This window comes from Vibrio fortis (assembly GCF_000695685.1).
In the GTDB taxonomy this organism is placed as follows: Bacteria; Pseudomonadota; Gammaproteobacteria; order Enterobacterales; family Vibrionaceae; genus Vibrio; species Vibrio fortis_A.
The window spans coordinates 36,115-54,362 of sequence record NZ_JFFR01000028.1; the positions used below are offsets into that span (position 1 = coordinate 36,115).

13 protein-coding genes are annotated in these 18,248 nt (G+C 46.6%); 11 read left to right on the forward strand and 2 right to left on the reverse strand.

Annotated features, from left to right (window positions below):
- Nucleotides 1-104: 104 nt before the first annotated feature.
- From VFDL14_RS03660 to tldD, 8 genes are all read left to right on the forward strand, one after another.
- Nucleotides 105-1,148, forward strand: a complete 1,044-nt coding sequence (locus VFDL14_RS03660) for a rod shape-determining protein (RefSeq protein WP_004740843.1) — start codon at nt 105-107, stop codon at nt 1,146-1,148.
- Nucleotides 1,149-1,240: 92 nt separating this feature from the next.
- Nucleotides 1,241-2,128, forward strand: a complete 888-nt coding sequence (gene mreC, locus VFDL14_RS03655; RefSeq protein ID WP_032553008.1) for a rod shape-determining protein MreC — start codon at nt 1,241-1,243, stop codon at nt 2,126-2,128.
- The gene (gene mreD, locus VFDL14_RS03650) at nt 2,118-2,606 is read left to right on the forward strand and encodes a rod shape-determining protein MreD (protein ID WP_032553010.1); all 489 of its coding nucleotides are present in this window, start codon (nt 2,118-2,120) and stop codon (nt 2,604-2,606) included. The genes mreC and mreD overlap by 11 nt, the downstream gene beginning before the upstream one ends.
- A 6-nt stretch (nt 2,607-2,612) precedes the next feature.
- Nucleotides 2,613-3,245 (forward strand): Maf family protein, encoded by a 633-nt coding sequence (locus VFDL14_RS03645; RefSeq protein WP_032553011.1) that lies wholly within the window; start codon nt 2,613-2,615, stop codon nt 3,243-3,245.
- A gap of 22 nt (nt 3,246-3,267) precedes the next feature.
- Nucleotides 3,268-4,737 carry a ribonuclease G gene (gene rng / locus VFDL14_RS03640; RefSeq protein ID WP_032553012.1) on the forward strand — a complete coding sequence of 490 codons (1,470 nt, stop codon included), beginning with the start codon at nt 3,268-3,270 and terminating at the stop codon, nt 4,735-4,737.
- A gap of 10 nt (nt 4,738-4,747) precedes the next feature.
- Nucleotides 4,748-8,623 (forward strand): YhdP family protein, encoded by a 3,876-nt coding sequence (locus VFDL14_RS03635; protein ID WP_032553013.1) that lies wholly within the window; start codon nt 4,748-4,750, stop codon nt 8,621-8,623.
- Nucleotides 8,624-8,681: 58 nt separating this feature from the next.
- On the forward strand, nt 8,682-9,494 hold the full coding sequence (locus VFDL14_RS03630; RefSeq protein ID WP_032553014.1) for a carbon-nitrogen hydrolase family protein: 813 nt from the start codon (nt 8,682-8,684) through the stop codon (nt 9,492-9,494).
- A 19-nt stretch (nt 9,495-9,513) separates the two neighbouring features.
- Nucleotides 9,514-10,959 carry a metalloprotease TldD gene (gene tldD, locus VFDL14_RS03625; protein ID WP_032553015.1) on the forward strand — a complete coding sequence of 482 codons (1,446 nt, stop codon included), beginning with the start codon at nt 9,514-9,516 and terminating at the stop codon, nt 10,957-10,959.
- A gap of 75 nt (nt 10,960-11,034) precedes the next feature.
- On the opposite strand, the gene VFDL14_RS03620 is transcribed toward tldD, so the two are convergent.
- Nucleotides 11,035-12,417, reverse strand: a complete 1,383-nt coding sequence (locus VFDL14_RS03620; RefSeq protein WP_032553016.1) for a PhoH family protein — start codon at nt 12,415-12,417, stop codon at nt 11,035-11,037.
- Nucleotides 12,418-12,883: 466 nt separating this feature from the next.
- Between VFDL14_RS03620 and rapA the strand changes: the two genes are divergently transcribed.
- From rapA to VFDL14_RS03605, 3 genes are all read left to right on the forward strand, one after another.
- Nucleotides 12,884-15,793, forward strand: a complete 2,910-nt coding sequence (gene rapA / locus VFDL14_RS03615; protein WP_032553017.1) for an RNA polymerase-associated protein RapA — start codon at nt 12,884-12,886, stop codon at nt 15,791-15,793.
- Nucleotides 15,794-15,916: 123 nt separating this feature from the next.
- Nucleotides 15,917-16,651: an RluA family pseudouridine synthase gene (locus tag VFDL14_RS03610; protein ID WP_032553018.1), complete on the forward strand. Its 735-nt coding sequence runs from the start codon at nt 15,917-15,919 to the stop codon at nt 16,649-16,651.
- 38 nt (nt 16,652-16,689) lie between these two features.
- Complete coding sequence (locus VFDL14_RS03605) at nt 16,690-17,652, forward strand: D-2-hydroxyacid dehydrogenase (protein ID WP_032553019.1); 963 nt, start codon at nt 16,690-16,692, stop codon at nt 17,650-17,652.
- 77 nt (nt 17,653-17,729) lie between these two features.
- Here the strand turns inward: VFDL14_RS03605 and VFDL14_RS03600 are convergent, their stop codons facing one another.
- Nucleotides 17,730-18,167: a universal stress protein gene (locus tag VFDL14_RS03600; RefSeq protein WP_032553020.1), complete on the reverse strand. Its 438-nt coding sequence runs from the start codon at nt 18,165-18,167 to the stop codon at nt 17,730-17,732.
- Between the last annotated feature and the right edge of the window lie 81 nt (nt 18,168-18,248).

Sequence of the window (18,248 nt, forward strand, 5' to 3'; positions counted from 1 at the left end):
GGTTTCAGCCCATGTTTATACTTCAATGCCTTGCCGTTACAGCAAGGCATTGGTACATTTAGTGCAATTTTTGTCTTCTAATTCTTGCAGGATGAGCGAAGAATATGTTTAAAAAACTTCGTGGCATGTTTTCAAACGACCTATCGATTGACTTAGGTACTGCCAATACCCTTATTTATGTAAAAGGCCAAGGCATCGTTCTTGATGAGCCTTCAGTTGTAGCTATTCGCCAAGATCGTGTGGGTTCTGCAAAGAGTGTTGCTGCTGTTGGTCACGCAGCAAAACAGATGCTAGGTCGTACGCCTGGTAATATTTCAGCGATTCGCCCAATGAAAGATGGCGTAATTGCAGACTTCTACGTAACAGAAAAAATGCTTCAGCACTTCATCAAGCAAGTGCATGACAACAGCGTTCTTAAGCCAAGCCCTCGCGTTCTTGTTTGTGTTCCTTGTGGTTCTACCCAAGTTGAGCGTCGTGCAATCCGTGAATCTGCACTGGGTGCGGGTGCTCGCGAGGTATACCTAATCGATGAGCCAATGGCGGCAGCAATCGGTGCAGGTCTACGTGTTTCAGAACCAACCGGTTCAATGGTTGTTGATATCGGTGGTGGTACAACGGAAGTTGCGGTTATCTCACTAAACGGTGTGGTTTACTCATCTTCAGTTCGCATCGGTGGTGACCGTTTTGATGAAGCGATCATCAACTACGTTCGTCGTAACTACGGCAGCTTGATTGGTGAAGCAACGGCAGAGAAGATCAAACATGAGATCGGCTCAGCATACCCTGGCGATGAAGTAGAAGAGATCGAAGTACGCGGTCGTAACCTTGCTGAAGGTGTGCCACGTAGCTTTAGCTTGAACTCAAACGAGATCCTTGAAGCGCTACAAGAACCACTATCTGGTATTGTTTCAGCGGTAATGGTTGCACTTGAGCAGTGTCCACCAGAGCTTGCTTCAGATATCTCAGAAAACGGTATGGTTCTGACAGGTGGTGGTGCACTACTTAAAGATCTAGACCGTCTGCTAACTGAAGAAACAGGCATTCCTGTTGTTGTAGCAGAAGAGCCACTAACGTGTGTTGCTCTAGGTGGCGGTAAAGCCCTAGAGATGATCGACATGCACGGCGGCGACCTGTTCAGCGAAGAGTAATCATTGAGTTTTAGGCTCTTTCGTCTCTTATGCCAGCTGAGAGCCTAGGACTTTGTCTAAAGGATCAAATGTAGCCCTAGGACCAACATAGAATGAAGCCAATTTTTGGTAGAGGTCCCTCTCTACAATTGCGCCTATTTTTTGCTGTAATTATATCAGCCAGCCTTATGCTGGCTGATAGTCGTTTAGATGCTTTCTCAAATGTCCGCTATCTATTGAACAGCATGGTAGCGCCAATTCAATACGCTGCTAATCTACCGCGAACCATGTTTGATGGTGTTTATGAGCGTTTTAATACTCGTAAAGGTCTGATTGAATCAAGTCACTCTCTTAAGCGCGAAGTGCTTCACCTTAAGAGTGAGTTAATCCTGCTAGAGCAATATCAAGAAGAGAATAAACGCCTGCGTAAGTTGCTTGGTTCACCTTTTATTCGTGATGAGAAGAAGGTTGTCACTGAAGTAATGGCTGTAGACACCTCGCCGTATCGTCATCAAGTGGTCATCGATAAAGGTCAGATCGATGGTGTTTATGAAGGCCAGCCGGTGATCAATGAGAAAGGTATTGTTGGTCAAGTGACCTTTGTAGCAGCACACAATAGTCGTGTCTTACTGCTTACTGATGCTAACAACGCGATTCCGGTTCAGGTGATCCGTAATGACATTCGAGTGATCGCATCAGGTAACGGCAAGATCGATGAGATCGAACTTCAGCATATTCCAACCAGTACCGATATCCAGCAAGAAGACATGCTTGTGACATCTGGTTTGGGTGGTGTTTATCCAGAAGGCTACCCAGTGGCTTACGTGTCGTCGGTTGATTACGATCCGAAACGTGAGTTTGCAGTAATCAAAGCAGAACCTGTGGTTGAGTTTGATAAACTTCGTTACCTGCTATTGATTTGGCCTGATGAAAACAAGCGTATGCAAGCAGATCAGACTAATATAGAACAAACCATGTTAGAGGGTGACAATGGCCAATAGCGTATTAAGAAGTAAGTTAGTGATCGCTTGCTCGCTTCTGATTGCCCTGATACTTCAAACGATTCCATGGCCAGGTAGCCTAGACCTGTTTCGCCCATCTTGGTTACTGCTTGTAACCTGTTACTGGGTATTGGCTCTGCCACACCGTGTTAACGTGGGAAGCGCTCTGATTCTTGGCCTGCTTTGGGATTTGTTGATCGGTTCCACGCTAGGCATTCGTGGCATGATGCTCTCGATCGTGATGTACATTATTGCGATGAACTTCCTTGTTATTCGCAACATGGCGCTTTGGCAACAAGCGATGATCATAGCGGCGTTGACCGTTTTGTTTGAAGTATTGATCTTCTTTGGTGAATATTTGATTCAAGACGTTGTTTTTAATCCATTATCACTATGGAGTGCATTGATTAACTGTATACTTTGGCCTTGGATGTTTTTGTTGATGCGTCGCGTGCGTCGCCATTGGCATGTGAGGTAAAGGAATATGAGTAAGTCATCGCTCGTTTTGGCATCTGGCTCGCCACGTCGTAAAGAGCTGCTCACACAATTGGGTTACGAGTTTTCTGTTCTCGTCACCGATATTGAAGAGCAACAACAGCCGGATGAAGATGCACAAACGTATGTCCAAAGGCTGTCGCTTGATAAAGCCAAAGCAGCATTGAACTTGATAGCAGAGCAAGAGCCTAACTCAGACAGCACAGTGTCTTTAGGTTCAGATAATACTGCTTCTTTAGGTTCAGACAATATAGTCGTTTTAGGCTCAGATACTGTGGTAGTCAGCCAAGGCCAGGTGCTAGAAAAGCCAAGTGATTTAGCCGACTGTAAGCGCATGCTCACTCAGCTGTCAGATCAACGCCATCAAGTGATGACGGCTGTGTCTGTGGTTTCTGCAGACAAACACAAAACAGAAATCGTAATTACCGACGTATGGTTTAAGCCCCTCAGTGAACAAGAAATAGAAAAATACTGGCAAACAGGGGAGCCATGCGATAAAGCAGGTAGCTATGGAATCCAAGGTTTGGGTGGACGATTTGTCACCCGAATCGAAGGTAGTTATTACGCCGTTGTCGGCTTACCTTTATTTGAAACGGACCAGCTACTGCAAGAATTCTTATAATTTTACTAATCTGAGGTGCACCATGAGTGCTGAATTGTTGCTGAACGTGACCCCGAGTGAAACTCGTGTGGCTATGATTGAAGGGGGAACTCTTCAAGAGATCCATATTGAAAGAGATGCTCGTCGTGGCATTGTAGGAAACATCTACAAAGGACGTGTCAGCCGCGTTCTTCCGGGTATGCAGGCAGCATTTGTCGATATTGGTCTTGAAAAAGCCGCGTTTTTGCACGCTTCAGATATCGTTCCTCACACGGAGTGTGTGGCAGAGAATGAGAAAAAGCAGTTTCAGGTTCGTGATATTTCAGAGCTTGTTCGTCAAGGACAAGACATTGTTGTGCAGGTTGTTAAAGATCCGCTCGGCACCAAAGGCGCACGTCTAACCACCGACATTACCCTTCCTTCTCGCTATCTTGTCTTTATGCCTGGTGCTAGCCATGTAGGCGTTTCTCAGCGTATCGATAGTGAGTCAGAACGTAATCGTCTTAAGAAGGTTGTTTCTCGTTACTGTGATGAACACGGTGGCTTTATCATCCGCACGGCTGCGGAAGGTGCTGATGCTCACGAACTTGAGCAAGATGCGGCATTCCTGAAGCGTTTGTGGCTAAAAGTCTTGGAGCGCCGTGGTAAGCATAAAGCACGCACTCGCTTATACGGTGAGTTATGCCTGAGCCAACGTATCCTGCGTGATTTTGTCGGTACTGAACTAAGCAAGATTCAAGTTGATTCACGCCAAGAGTTTGAAAACCTAAAAGAGTTTACCTCAGAGTACGTACCAGAGCTGACTAGCAAGTTAGAACTGTATGAGGGCGATAAGCCGATTTTCGATATGTACGACACCGAGAATGAGATTCAGCGTTCATTGGACCGTAAGGTTGAGCTCAAATCTGGTGGCTACCTAATTATCGACCAAACGGAAGCCATGACCACGGTAGACATTAACACGGGTGCCTTTGTTGGTCGTCGTAACCTTGAAGAGACAATTTTTAATACCAACGTGGAAGCAACACAGGCGATTGCTCGTCAACTGCGCCTGCGTAACCTTGGTGGCATTATCATTATTGACTTCATCGATATGCTGTCTGAAGAGCACCGTAAGCGTGTACTTACTTCACTAGAGTCGGCGCTCGATAAAGATCGCGTAAAGACCAATATCAATGGCTTTACCCAGCTAGGCTTGGTTGAAATGACGCGTAAACGCACACGTGAAAGCATTGAGCATATCCTTTGTTCAAGCTGTCCTGCTTGTGAAGGACGTGGCAGTGTGAAAACGGTTGAGACGGTGTGTTACGAGATTCTACGTGAAATTACTCGAGTGAATCGCGCGTACGATGCGGATAAATTCGTGGTTTATGCTGCCCCTGCGGTAGCCGAAGCCCTTGAGGGTGAAGAGTCTCATGCACTGGCTGAGCTTGAGGTCTTCATTGGTAAACAAGTTAAAATTCAAGCTGAGCCTTTGTATATTCAAGAGCAGTTTGACGTTGTTATGATGTAATGGATACTTTGTGAGCTCTAGTGTTACTCAGCTACTGCGTGCATGTTTATGGTTAGTGGTTACTTTGCTTGTGGCACTTGCCATTGCAGTAACCACTTTACGTGTTGCGCTCCCTAACCTGAATAAATACCAATCTGAGATTGAACAGTGGGTAAACCAACATTCAGGTTTTGAATTCTCTATTCAAGATGTGAGTGGCTTTTGGCGTAATACTCACCCTTCGATTGCATTGAAAGGCGTTCATGCCAATCTTGCACAAGCTGAAGACGTCACTTTCTCAGTTGAAACCGTTGAAGTCGAGTTCGATCTGGTTCAGTCGGCGATTCAAATGCGCCCTGTGGTTGCCGACTTAGTGATGAACGGGATGTATCTCGATATTCGCTCTATCGATCTGTTCGCAGCTCGTAATAGTGCTGATACCGAGAAGCAAAATACAGATTCATCTGGGCGAGTGATTAAAGAGCTCGACAATCTTCTATTGAAAACCTTGGTTGATGTTACAGCCAAGGATTCCTCTCTACTTTATCGAACCGTTTCTGATGAAGAGCGTCAACTCGATATCGAAACCCTTAAGTGGCAGAACTCTGGCAAGCACCACCTTGCTGAGGGTGTGGTCAGCATTAAAGATGCAAACCTTAACTCTTTGTCAGTAAGCGCTAACTTTATCGATGGTGGTTCACTCACGGATGTGACCGGTCAGTTCTATGTTAGTGCTGAAAATATCTCTGTAAAACCTTGGCTGACGCGCTACATGCAAGCTGAGTCTGGGATTGAGACAGGTAATGTCAGCCTAAATAGCTGGTTAACCTTGAAAAACAGTAAGCCTGTTGATGCTTATGTTGAGGTGCTTCCGTCAGAACTGGCTTGGAATGAAGATGGTTATCACGAACTGATGATTGAGTCGGGGACCTTCAAGCTCACACCCACCGATTTAGGTTGGCAAGTGAATGGTCACTCACTTAATCTGCGTACCGATGACCATGCTTGGCCTGAACTGGATGTTGCATTCAATTGGCAGAAAGGTCCTTGGCAACTTAACGTCTCTGAATTAGATATCGCCGCTCTTACTCCGTTGATTAAACTGCTTCCGGACTCTGAAAATTCTAATGAACTGGTTGATAAGCTATCTCCAGGTGGTCTTGTTGAAGATATTCGCATTTCGATGGGAAGTGATATCGAGAGCTTACGTTATTCAGCAAACTTCTCTGAGCTGGCTATGGAGCAGTGGGAGCTGCTGCCTGGGTTTAGCCAAGTGTCAGGTTCTGTTTTTGGTTCAACGACTGAGGCCAAAGCCAGTATCAACGTGATTGATGATGTTTTCCCGTATGGGGAGGTATTTCAGGCTCCACTCAATATCAAGCAAGGGCAAGTCGATATTGTTTGGCAGCAAGACGAGAAAGGTTGGAAATTGTGGTCAGATAAAGTGACTGCTGCAACGCCGGACCTGCAGGTGCTTGGCGCGTTTCGTCTCGATTTTCCGAATGATGCCAGCCCGTACCTTTCTTTCTATGGCGAAGCGGATGCTTACAACGTGGGTGAAACGTGGCGTTACCTGCCAACCTTGGCTTTAGGTCAAGATCTTACCGATTACCTATCGACGGCAATTCAAGCTGGTCGATCAAACTCTGTCAAACTACTTTGGCATGGTGAGCTGGCACAATTCCCTTACTCGAACAACGATGGGATTTTTCAGATCTGGGTTGGGCTTGAGGATGTGAAGTTCAGTTTCGATACCGCGTGGCCACTGATCACCGATCTACAACTCGATCTGTTGTTTGAAAACGATGCGATGCACCTTGATTCTCGCTCGGCACAATTGATGGACGTCACTGCCGATCGTATTACAGGGCGTATTCCCTATCTTGGTGAAGGCGGTCATATCGAGATCGAAGCCAAAGCAACGGCAACGGGCAATGCAGTTCGCGATTATATGACGGCGTCTCCGCTGGTGGACTCGGTCGGTGCTGCGTTAACGGCGTTGCAAGTAAGTGGGGATGTTTACTCTGAATTCCAACTTGATATTCCGTTTGATAGCAGCCGTGAGCCAAGAGCTTGGGGCTATGCCGACCTAAAAGGCAATCATGTTCAGATTGAAGCGCCGCCAATGGTGCTGGAAAACACCACTGGTCGTATTGAGTTTGATAATGATGTGGTTACCGCAACAGGTTTATCTGCTGAGTTGCTAACTCAGGGCATTTCTGTTGATTTCACAGGGCAAAATGATGGCCCTGGTTATGCGGTTGGGATTGATGTGTTAGGCGATTGGGATGTTAAACCGCTCGAACCTTACATCGGAGAACAGTGGCTGAGTCGTTTGTCTGGACATGCTCCATGGCAATCCAATATCGATATACAACTCAACGACATAGGCTTCACATATCAACTAGACTTAAAGTCAGACTTAACTTATTTGGCGAGTGATTATCCTTACCCACTTTCAAAGAGTACGCTTGAGAAAGGCACAGCTAGATTACAGGCGTCGGGTAATCAGGAGTCAATTACAGCTCGTCTACAGTTGCCAAATACTAAGTATCAAACCGAAATTGATATTACAGGTGAAGTACCGGTTCTTACGGCGACCAATTTAGTACTTGGGCGTGGTGGCTTTAAGATCAGTCCAGTAGTAGGACATCATGCATTAATCCGTACTGATGAGTTTAATCTTGATGATTGGCTCGAAGTGGTGATGGAGCCAGTTAAACCGTCAACCGCGGTGCTGAGCCAGATGAATACACCAACGATTCCTGCGCCAAACCGAATCACGCTTGAGAGCAAAGAGCTGACTCTTGGTGGGATTGCGTGGAATGATGTTGAATTTAGTGCACGCAAAAACAAGCTAGCTTGGCAGATGCAGGTTTCAAGTCAGGAAGTAGAAGGTGATATCAACTATTTAGCACCTTATGACTTAACAGTTTCCTTAGATCGCTTGCACCTGTTTGTTCCGGGTTGGAGTGAGAAGAAGAGTGAAGATCAGCTCTTGCAGCGCATGGATGAAGACTCTCCACTGATCTCAGAGCTCGATAGAAAAGTTCATGATGCAATGCCAAACCTGACTCTAATGATCAAAGATTTTTGGTTGCAGGGATACAAGGTCGGCAAAGTTGATGTTGAGCTACAGCGTAAAGATGATCGTATTGAATGGAACAAGATCCAAGTGCGTAGCGGCAACAATAAAGCGGATCTGAGTGGCTGGTGGGCGTTAACGGATACAAAGAGTCATTCGGCACTGAATGTTGATGTTGAAGGCGAGAATAATAGTGAGCTGATGGAGCGTTTTGGTATTACTTCTGGTATCCAAAAAGCCCCATTTTCGATGCAAGCCCAACTTGAGTGGGACGGTTCACCGTGGGGCATTAAGATCGATACGCTGGATGGCAAGGTAGAGACCGAGCTGGGCAAAGGGATTATCTCTGATGTTAGTGGTGCCGCGCGACTGCTTGGCTTGTTTAGCCTTGATTCGATCATTCGCAAAATGCAGCTCGACTTTTCCGATGTGTTCGACAAAGGCATGGCGTTTAATAGTATTACCGGTACGGGTGAGTTCCAAAACGGTATCTTCCTGACCAACGACCTGAGAATGGACGCGGTAGCGGGTGAGATGAAGATAAAAGGTATTGCTAACCTCAATAGTCGTTTAGTTGATGCTGAAGTGAATTTTACCCCAGACATTACATCAGGCATTCCAGTTTTGACTGCATTTGCTGTAACGCCACAAACTGCGCTCTATGTACTTGCGATTACCACTGTAATTTCGCCGGTTGTAGAGGTATTTACCCAAGTGAATTATTCGGTTAAAGGACCGCTTGATTCACCAACCGTGAGTGAGCTTTCGCGGAGTAAAGGTGAATTCAAGCTGCCAGAAAAACTGAGAGATATGGCTAAATAAAGTCCGAATAACAATAAGTTGTTTGGACTGAGTAAAGGATGAAATAGGAGTAAAACACATGGACAGTGTTGGCTTGATTCAGATGACTTCAGGGCCGAATCCGAGTGAGAACATAGCTTTCCTCACTCAAGAGATAATCAAGTGTAAAGCACATGGCGCCAAGTGGGTGGTTTGCCCTGAGAATGCCTTGGTGTTTGGTAGTAAGCAAGACTACCACCAACACGCAGAACCATTAGGTCATGGGCCATTGCAAGCGCAGGTGTGTGAGTTAGCTAAGCAGCACCGTGTGTGGATTGTTATCGGTAGTATGCCTATTAAGACAGATGCTGGTGTTACTACCACCTCGCTGGTGATTGACGACTTTGGTACTGTTGTTGCTCATTACGATAAGCTGCACATGTTCGATGTCGATGTCGCTGATGCCCACAAATGTTATCGAGAGTCCGATATTTTTACACCAGGTGATCGCGTGGTCACTACGGAAACACCTTTCGGTCGCTTAGGCTTGAGTATTTGCTATGATGTGCGCTTTCCGCACCTTTATTCTGAATTAAGACATCAGGGTGCACAAATTATGTTAGTGCCTGCTGCTTTTACTGCGGTAACTGGCGAAGCGCACTGGGAAGCTTTATTGCGCTGCCGTGCGATAGAAACACAATCTTGGGTCGTCGCAGTTGGGCAGGGAGGCAAACACCCTTGTCAGCGAGAGACTTGGGGACACTCCATGGTGATAGATCCATGGGGGAGAGTGGTCGCTCAACTCGGCCAAGAGCCGGAAAGTATGGTTGTCGAATTGGATACGACCAGCTGCGAGCCTATTAGACAGAATATGCCGATCGTTCAACACTCTCGATTTACACACCAATTTTAATTACAAATAAGAGCCATTTATGAGCATCAATCAAATTGAAGAAGCGCTACTTAACCCGACAGGGCTTACGGAGCAAAATATCGCAGATACATTGGCGAGCATTGCTACCCGCCAGATTGATTATGCTGATATCTACTTTCAGTCGAGCTGGCATGAATCTCTTGTCCTAGAAGACAGCATCATCAAGGATGGATCTTTCAATATCGATTGTGGTGTTGGCGTGCGTGCGGTTGCGGGAGAGAAGACCGGTTTTGCCTACTCAGACCAAATTCAATTAGAAGGTCTTAAGCAGAGTGCGATTGCGGCTCGTGGTATTGCAAAGCAGGGCCAAAACGGCAAAGTACAAGCGTTCAAGCGCAACATGAACCAAGCTTACTATGATGCAGTAAACCCGCTAGCAAGCTGGGAAAAGCAGCAGAAAACAGAACTGCTTAAAGCGCTAGATGCTTATATTCGTACCAAAGAACCAATGGTAACAGAGGTATCGATCAGCCTAAGTGGTGTGCACGAGCAGATGCTAGTAGCTGCAACAGATGGCACCTACGCTGGTGATATTCGCCCATTGGTTCGTCTGTCTATTAGCGTGTTAGCGCAGAAAGGCGATCGTCGCGAACGAGGCAGTGCTGGTGGCGGTGGTCGTTTTGGTTACGACTTCTTTTTGAGTGATGATAATGGTACTCAAGTGGCGTATCAATTTGCTGATGAAGCGATTCGTCAGGCTCTTGTTAACCTTGAGGCAGTTGCTGCGCCTGCAGGTGCAATGCCAGTGGTTCTTGGCTCTGGTTGGCCGGGCGTGCTACTGCACGAAGCGGTAGGCCATGGTCTCGAGGGTGATTTCAACCGCAAAGAGTCTTCAGTTTTCTCTGGAAAAGTTGGCGAACAAGTAACCTCTAGCCTGTGTACGATTGTTGATGACGGTACATTGACTAATCTACGTGGCTCGCTGAATGTCGATGATGAAGGTGTAAATGGCCAGTACAATACCTTGATTGAAAACGGCGTGTTAAAAGGTTATATGCAAGATAAGCTCAACGCTCGCCTAATGGGCGTTGCACCGACAGGTAATGGTCGCCGTGAGTCTTACGCTCATCTTCCAATGCCTCGCATGACGAACACTTACATGCTGCCAGGTGAGCATACACCGGAAGAGATCATCGCAACCGTTGATAAGGGTATTTATGCTCCAAACTTCGGTGGCGGTCAGGTTGATATTACTTCAGGTAAGTTTGTATTCTCGGCTTCTGAAGCGTACATGATTGAAAACGGCAAAATCACTCACCCAGTGAAGGGCGCAACATTGATTGGCTCTGGTATCGAAGCGATGCAGCAAGTATCTATGGTCGGTAATGACCTAAGCATTGACCGTGGTGTAGGTGTGTGTGGTAAAGCCGGTCAAAGTGTACCAGTAGGTGTTGGTCAGCCAACGTTGAAGCTAGACTCACTGACTGTTGGTGGTACTGAGTAATCTAGACTCACCTGATGAATAAAGAAAGCGCCTCCTAGTGAGGCGCTTTTTCGTATTTGTTAGTAAGGTTTAGAACTACATATTCTCTTCAGCAAACTCAGCCAAACGGCTTCGTACTACGCCATTGAGGTGAATATTGGCGCTGCCTTCGAAGTCTTTGAAGCGCTCGACCATGTAGGTCAAGCCAGACGTGACTGGTGTTAGGTAGGAAGAGTCGATCTGAGCGAGGTTACCCGAACAGACAATCTTGGTGCCCTCACCACAGCGAGTAATGATGGTTTTAATCTGCGATGCGGTGAGGTTTTGGCACTCATCAAGCAACACGAAGGCGTTTTGAATCGAGCGACCACGCATGAAGTTGATGGATTTAAACTGAATGTTGGCTTTGTCACAGATATATTTCATTGAACCTTCGGTGCAGTGATCGTTTTTGTGCAGTGCCTCCAGGGTATCGGTGACCGCAGCAAGCCACGGTAGCATCTTCTCTTCTTCGGTGCCGGGTAAGAAACCAATAGACTCACCGATGTCAGGTGTGTTTCGGGTTACGATGATCTTATCGAACTGTTTACGTTCGATGGTTTGTTCAAGTGCAGCAGCCATTGCCAGCAATGTCTTACCGCTACCCGCAGCTCCTGTGAGTATCACTAAATCAATATCTGGGTCGAGTAGCGCATCAATTGCCATCCCCTGATAGATGTTCTTAGGAGTGATGTCCCATGCACGGCGGTTCATCAAACGCTCACGACTCATGTCTTGTAGCGTGATGGTTTCAGGTTCTATCTCTGCAACGCGAGCAGCAAAATCACTATCTTCATCAATCACATATTGATTGATAAAGGTTGGTTCAAATGGACCACGTGCCAAGGTGTGATAGGTTTTTCCACCGAGAGTTCGGCTATCAACGTTATCAATGCCATCCCAGAACGCGCCCTCGATTGTTTGAAAGCCCTTGGTTAGGTATTGGATATCATCAATCAGCTGGTCTGTCTGATAATCTTCAACAAAGCGTACACCGGCACCTTTGGCACGTAGACGCATGTTGATGTCTTTAGTGATGAGCACCACTTCGCGTGGTGCGCGTTTGTTTTGGAGATAGAGCACGGCATTAAGAATGCGATTGTCACCGGCTTTGTCGTCGGCGAATGCCTTGATGCTCTCTTGCAGCTCATAATCTGCAAGAATTGAAATGCTGCCTGAGGCGCTGCTTAAGTCTTTGGAAAATGGGATCCCTTCAGAGATTTGATCCGGGGTTGCGTCTCTGAAGAGGTCTTCTAAAGCGCGAATTGCGATTCTTGCGTCGCGCGCGACATCTCTTTTGCTGTCTTTAATTCGGTCGAGTTCCTCAAGAACTGTCATCGGGATAACAACGTCGTGCTCTTGAAATGAAAAAATTGCGAAGGGTTCGTGAAGTAGAATGTTGGTGTCTAGAACAAATAGTTTCCGATTGGTCTCGCCCATAGCATCTCCTTGCCAGATACGGCTTCTTGTATCACAGATAAACGTGGATAAAGCCAGCTAGGATCACAGCCTAATGAGCATGTTAGTTCACAACCTAGCCCAACTTTAGCCAGAGGAATGTCACCATATTGCCGATACTCTAAATATGGTTCATTCATGCAAAAACAGCAATCTTTGCTCTCTAGAATAGCCATGCTTTTTTGACAGTTTGATTGCACAGACGAAATCGGAAAAAAAGCATGAAATCATCACCTTTTGGCGTGACCTAAATCACAGCATCAAGTAAGATTAGCGACCTTTTTCTGCACCATATTCTCAATCAATAGAATCTGATTCGCTTAATTGAAATGTGGCTGCAAACGAAGCATTTTTAGCTATATTTTTATTCTGGGATTTGCAAAGTCCCGATAAGAAATTGATGGCTGAAATGACCAAATTCCATAGATAAGATTGAGGTAGTCGATTCATGACATTTGCTTTGGGGCAGCGCTGGATAAGCGATACGGAGAGCGATTTAGGTTTAGGTACCGTTGTAGCAATGGATGCTCGCACAGTGACACTAATGTTTGCCGCGTCAGAAGAGAATCGTGTTTACGCACGTACTGATGCTCCCGTAACCCGAGTAACGTTTAATGTTGGCGATGTTATTGAATGTCAGGAAGGCTGGTCACTGTCTGTTGAAGAAGTGATTGAAGAGAAAGGCCTGTTTACCTATCTAGGTACTCGTCAAGACACCGAAGAGAGCGGTGTTTCTTTGCGTGAGATCTTCCTAAGCAACCAGATCCGCTTTAACAAACCTCAAGACAAGCTCTATGCCGGTCAAATTGATCGCATGGACAACTTTGTGCTGCGCTACCGTGCATTGAGCAACCAATATCAGCAACACAAGAGCCCTATGCGCGGTCTGTGTGGCATGCGTGCAGGTCTTATCCCTCACCAGCTATACATCGCTCATGAAGTTGGCCGCCGTCACGCACCTCGCGTTCTGCTTGCTGATGAAGTGGGTCTAGGTAAAACCATTGAAGCAGGTATGATTATCCATCAGCAGGTTCTTTCTGGCCGTGCTGAGCGTATCCTGATTGTGGTACCAGAAACACTGCAGCATCAGTGGTTGGTAGAAATGATGCGTCGTTTCAACCTGCATTTCTCTATCTTCGATGAAGAGCGCTGTATTGAGGCCTTCGCAGAATCAGACAACCCATTTGATACTCAGCAATATGTATTGTGTTCACTCGACTTCCTGCGCAAGAGCCGTAAACGCTACGAGCAAGCTCTGGAAGGTGAGTGGGATCTATTGGTTGTCGATGAAGCGCACCACTTAGAGTGGAGCCAAGACAAACCAAGCCGCCAATACCAAGTGGTAGAGGGCTTGGCTGAAAATACACCGGGTGTGCTGCTACTGACGGCGACACCTGAACAACTGGGCCGTGAGAGCCACTTTGCTCGTCTACGCCTGCTGGATCCAGATCGCTTCTATGATTACGACGCATTTGTTGAAGAAGAAGAGCAATACGCGCCTGTTGCAGATGCGGTAACGGCATTGTTCTCTGGTATCAAGCTAGAAGATAGCCAGAAAAATCAAATCACTGAGCTGCTGTCTGAACAGGACGTTGAGCCGCTATTCCGTGTTATCGAAGGCGATAGCCCAGAAGAAGAGCAGGCGATTGCTCGCCAAGAGCTGATTGATAACCTAATGGATCGTCACGGTACTGGCCGCGTTCTGTTTAGAAACACTCGTGCTGCGATTAAAGGTTTCCCTAAGCGTAACGTTCATCTACTGCCAATGGAGATCCCAAGTCAGTACACCACATCAATGCGCGTATCGGGCATGATTGGTGGCAAGATGACACCAGAAGCGCGTGCGATGAAGATGCTCTATCCAGAAGAGATCTTCCAAGAGTTTGAAGGTGAAGAATCAAGCTGGTGGCAATTCGATTCACGCGTGAATTGGTTGCTAGAAAAGATCCAAGAGAAGCGTAGCGAGAAGATCCTAGTGATCGCATCTCGTGCTAGTACAGCTCTACAACTTGAGCAGGCACTGCGTGAGCGTGAAGGTATTCGTGCAACGGTATTCCACGAAGGGATGTCTATCCTAGAGCGTGATAAAGCGGCGGCATACTTTGCTCAAGAAGAGGGCGGTGCTCAGGTTCTGATCTGTAGTGAGATCGGTTCTGAAGGTCGTAACTTCCAGTTTGCTAACCAATTGGTGATGTTTGACTTACCATTTAACCCAGACTTGCTTGAGCAGCGTATTGGTCGTCTTGATCGTATCGGTCAGCAGCGTGATATCGATATCCACGTTCCATACCTGAAAGGTACCTCGCAAGCGATTCTTGCACGTTGGTTTGATGAAGGATTGAATGCGTTTGGTGAGACGTGTCCAACCGGTCGCACCGTTTACGACAAATACGCAGAAAACCTGATTGAGATGCTAGCATCGGGTAACATTGAACAGCTAGATGAAGTGATTGAAGAGTCGGCGAAACTCAACCAAAGCCTTAAAGCAGATCTTGAGAAAGGTCGTGACCGACTGCTTGAGATGCACTCGAACGGCGGTGAGAAAGCAGCTGAAATCGCTGAGAAAATTGCTTCTACTGATGGCGACACCAACTTGGTGACATTTGCACTTAGCCTATTCGACACCATCGGTCTTAACCAAGATGATAAGGGTGAAAACGCACTGGTAGTAACGCCATCTGAGCACATGATGGTTCCAAGCTACCCAGGTCTGCCATACGAAGGTGCAACGATCACCTTCGACCGTGATACGGCGCTGTCTCGTGAAGATATGAACTTCATCAGCTGGGAGCACCCGATGATTCAAGGTGGTATTGATCTGCTATTGAGTGAAGGCGTGGGTACTTCAGCTGTGTCACTGTTGAAGAACAAAGCACTACCTGTCGGTACAATTCTTCTAGAGTTGGTTTACCTTGTTGATGCACAGGCGCCTAAGCGCAGCGGTATCAGCCAGTTCTTACCTAAGACACCGATTCGTCTGATGATGGATGGGCGTGGTAACGATCTCTCTTCACAGGTTGAATTTGAAGGCTTTAACCGTCAATTGAGTCCTGTGAACCGCCATTTAGCAAGCAAGCTAGTGAACTCGGTGCAAGCGGATATTCATAAGCTGATTGAAGCTGGTGAAGCTCAAGTGCTACCTAAAGTGGAAGAAGTTCGAGATCAAGCTCAGAAAGAGATGCAGGCGAACCTTAATGGCGAGCTAGAGCGTCTTCAGGCACTGAAAGCGGTGAATCCAAATATTCGTGATGAAGAGCTGCAAGTGATTGAGACACAAATTGACGAGCTGACGGGGTACATTGCCAAAGCGCAGGTACAGCTTGATTCTCTGCGTTTGATTGTCGTTTCGCACAACTAATTCGTTGAACTGAAAAGTATCGATTGGGGCCTTCTTTATGAAGGCCCTACTTTTATCCTGTCGCCCACAGGCACGCTTTTAAATAGGTAGATTAAATGATGGCGGCACAACAGAAGGCACACTATGGCTTTAATTGAGTACAAGCCACCGACCGATCCTTGGATTGAGGTTGTGTTTGAAGACGCAGATATCTTAGTGGTCAACAAGCCGTCAGGGTTGCTGTCGGTCCCCGGTCGAGAGCCACAACACTATGACAGTATGTGGAGTCGAGTCGTAAAGGCTTACCCACAGGCGCAAGCCGTGCATCGCTTGGATATGTCTACCTCAGGGCTAATGTTGTTTGCTAAACACAAGGAGGCTGAGCGTCATTTAAAGAAGCAGTTTCAGTATCGATTAACTCATAAGCTTTATTACGCTCGAGTATGGGGAAAAGTAGAGTTAGCAGAGGGAGACGTCGACCTGCCTTTGATTTGCGATTGGCCAAATAGGCCTCGTCAGAAAGTGTGCTTTGAACACGGAAAGCCTTCTCAAACTCGCTATCAAGTGGCGCAGCGTGAGGAACATACAACCTTGTTACGTTTGTTACCGATCACTGGGCGTTCTCATCAATTGCGTGTTCATACTATGGAACTTGGTCACCCGATTGTTGGAGACGAGTTCTACTCAACAGAGCCGGCACTCAGCTACTCGCAGCGATTAGAGCTTCATGCATGTGAGCTCAGCTTTTATCATCCTGCCAATAACCAACTGTTTACCGCTTTTGTCCCTTGTGATTTTTACTCAGAGGCCAAGCCACAGATAACTCAACATTTTGATATTGAGTCTGAGTTACCAGACTATAAAAAGCTGAAAGGTTAGAATGGGCTGGTAGACGAATGTTGAAACAAGGAAGAACAATGAGCAAACCTAAGGTGGTGTTCCTCGATAGGGCAACCATTCCGTCCCAGATTTCTTTAAAAGCGTTGGGCTTTGAACATGAGTGGGTTGAGTACGACTTCACTCAGCCAAACCAAGTCGCTGAGCGAATAGCCGATGCAGAGATTGTTATCACGAATAAAGTGGTGCTGAATGCGTCTAATCTATTATCCGCTTCTAAACTACGTTTTATTGCTGTCTCTGCCACTGGCGTAAACAACATTGACCTAGAGTTCTGTCAAAGTAATGGAATCTCGGTCAGCAACATTCAGGGGTACGCGACTCAGTCCGTTCCCGAACATGTGATTGCAATGCTGTTTGCCTTAAAGCGTAACCTTAAGGGCTACCACCAAGATATCGAGCGTGATGTGTGGCAGCGCGATAAGCAGTTCTGCTTTTTTACTCACCCAATCCAAGATATTGCTGGCAGCACTTTAGGTATCTTTGGTAGCGGCAGCTTAGGTCAAGCGACCGGAGTTCTGGCTAAAGCGATTGGAATGCAGGTGATGTTTGCTGAACGTAAGGGAGCGAGCACTTGCCGAGAGGGTTACACGCCCTTTGAGGAAGTACTTAAAACCGCGGATGCAATCAGCCTACACTGCCCGTTAACGACTCAGACGGAGAACCTAATCTCTCGCGAAGAATTTCAGATGATGAAGTCTAATTGTGTGTTGATTAATGCCGGGCGCGGTGGGCTGGTGGATGAAGTCGCGTTAGTTGATGCGCTACGCAATGGCGAGATTGCTGGGGCTGGCGTTGACGTATTCACTGCCGAACCTGCGGATAAGTCTAACCCTCTGTTAGCAAATAGCGATTTACCCAATCTCCTTCTAACACCTCATGTGGCGTGGGGCAGCGATAGTGCGATACAGAAGCTGGCGGATATTCTAATGGATAACATTGACGCGTTTGCAGCCGGGTCTGCTCAAAATCTAGTGACGTAGCGGCGATTTGTTGAATTCTACCCAATAAAAAAGGTTGGCATAAACGCCAACCTTTCGTGTTTTAGAACGGTATAAATTTAGCCTTGTGGCTTTACAACCAAAACGTTGATTGGTGAGTTCTGTACAACTTTGCTTGCTACAGAGCCTAGAACCACTTTATCAATCTTAGAGCGCTTATGGCTTGGCATAACGATAAGGTCTGCGCCTAGCTTTTCTGCGTGATCTAGAATGGTCGAGTAGGTTTTGCCTTCGGCCACATGTACTTTGTAGATCACTTCGTCATCGATGTATTTGTCTGCAAACTCTTGGAGCTGACGCTTTACGTCTTGCTTCATTTGGTTTGCTGCATCTTTCGGGAAGTAAGACGCAACCATAGACATGTGAATACCTGGCAGAACGTTCAAAAGGTGAATCTCTGCGTTGCTGTTTTTAGCGTGCCATACTGCAAGTTCAACGGCTTTGTCTGAAAAGCCTTTGTCGTTAAGATCAACTGGAACAAGGATTTGTCTGTACATGTTTTTGTCTCTTTGGTTTAGCGGCGCTGAGCGAGTCTAGCGCCGTACTATCCTTTCCGTGTAATACAGAAGTGAAAGTGT

Bases quoted from the DNA above. Each gene is read 5' to 3' on its own strand.
- VFDL14_RS03660 (WP_004740843.1), top strand. From the start codon at position 105: ATGTTTAAAAAACTTCGTGGCATGTTTTCAAACGACCTATCGATTGAC.
- mreC (WP_032553008.1), top strand. From the start codon at position 1,241: ATGAAGCCAATTTTTGGTAGAGGTCCCTCTCTACAATTGCGCCTATTT.
- mreD (WP_032553010.1), top strand. From the start codon at position 2,118: ATGGCCAATAGCGTATTAAGAAGTAAGTTAGTGATCGCTTGCTCGCTT.
- VFDL14_RS03645 (WP_032553011.1), top strand. From the start codon at position 2,613: ATGAGTAAGTCATCGCTCGTTTTGGCATCTGGCTCGCCACGTCGTAAA.
- rng (WP_032553012.1), top strand. From the start codon at position 3,268: ATGAGTGCTGAATTGTTGCTGAACGTGACCCCGAGTGAAACTCGTGTG.
- VFDL14_RS03630 (WP_032553014.1), top strand. From the start codon at position 8,682: ATGGACAGTGTTGGCTTGATTCAGATGACTTCAGGGCCGAATCCGAGT.
- tldD (WP_032553015.1), top strand. From the start codon at position 9,514: ATGAGCATCAATCAAATTGAAGAAGCGCTACTTAACCCGACAGGGCTT.
- VFDL14_RS03620 (WP_032553016.1), bottom strand. From the start codon at position 12,417: ATGGGCGAGACCAATCGGAAACTATTTGTTCTAGACACCAACATTCTA.
- rapA (WP_032553017.1), top strand. From the start codon at position 12,884: ATGACATTTGCTTTGGGGCAGCGCTGGATAAGCGATACGGAGAGCGAT.
- VFDL14_RS03610 (WP_032553018.1), top strand. From the start codon at position 15,917: ATGGCTTTAATTGAGTACAAGCCACCGACCGATCCTTGGATTGAGGTT.
- VFDL14_RS03605 (WP_032553019.1), top strand. From the start codon at position 16,690: ATGAGCAAACCTAAGGTGGTGTTCCTCGATAGGGCAACCATTCCGTCC.
- VFDL14_RS03600 (WP_032553020.1), bottom strand. From the start codon at position 18,167: ATGTACAGACAAATCCTTGTTCCAGTTGATCTTAACGACAAAGGCTTT.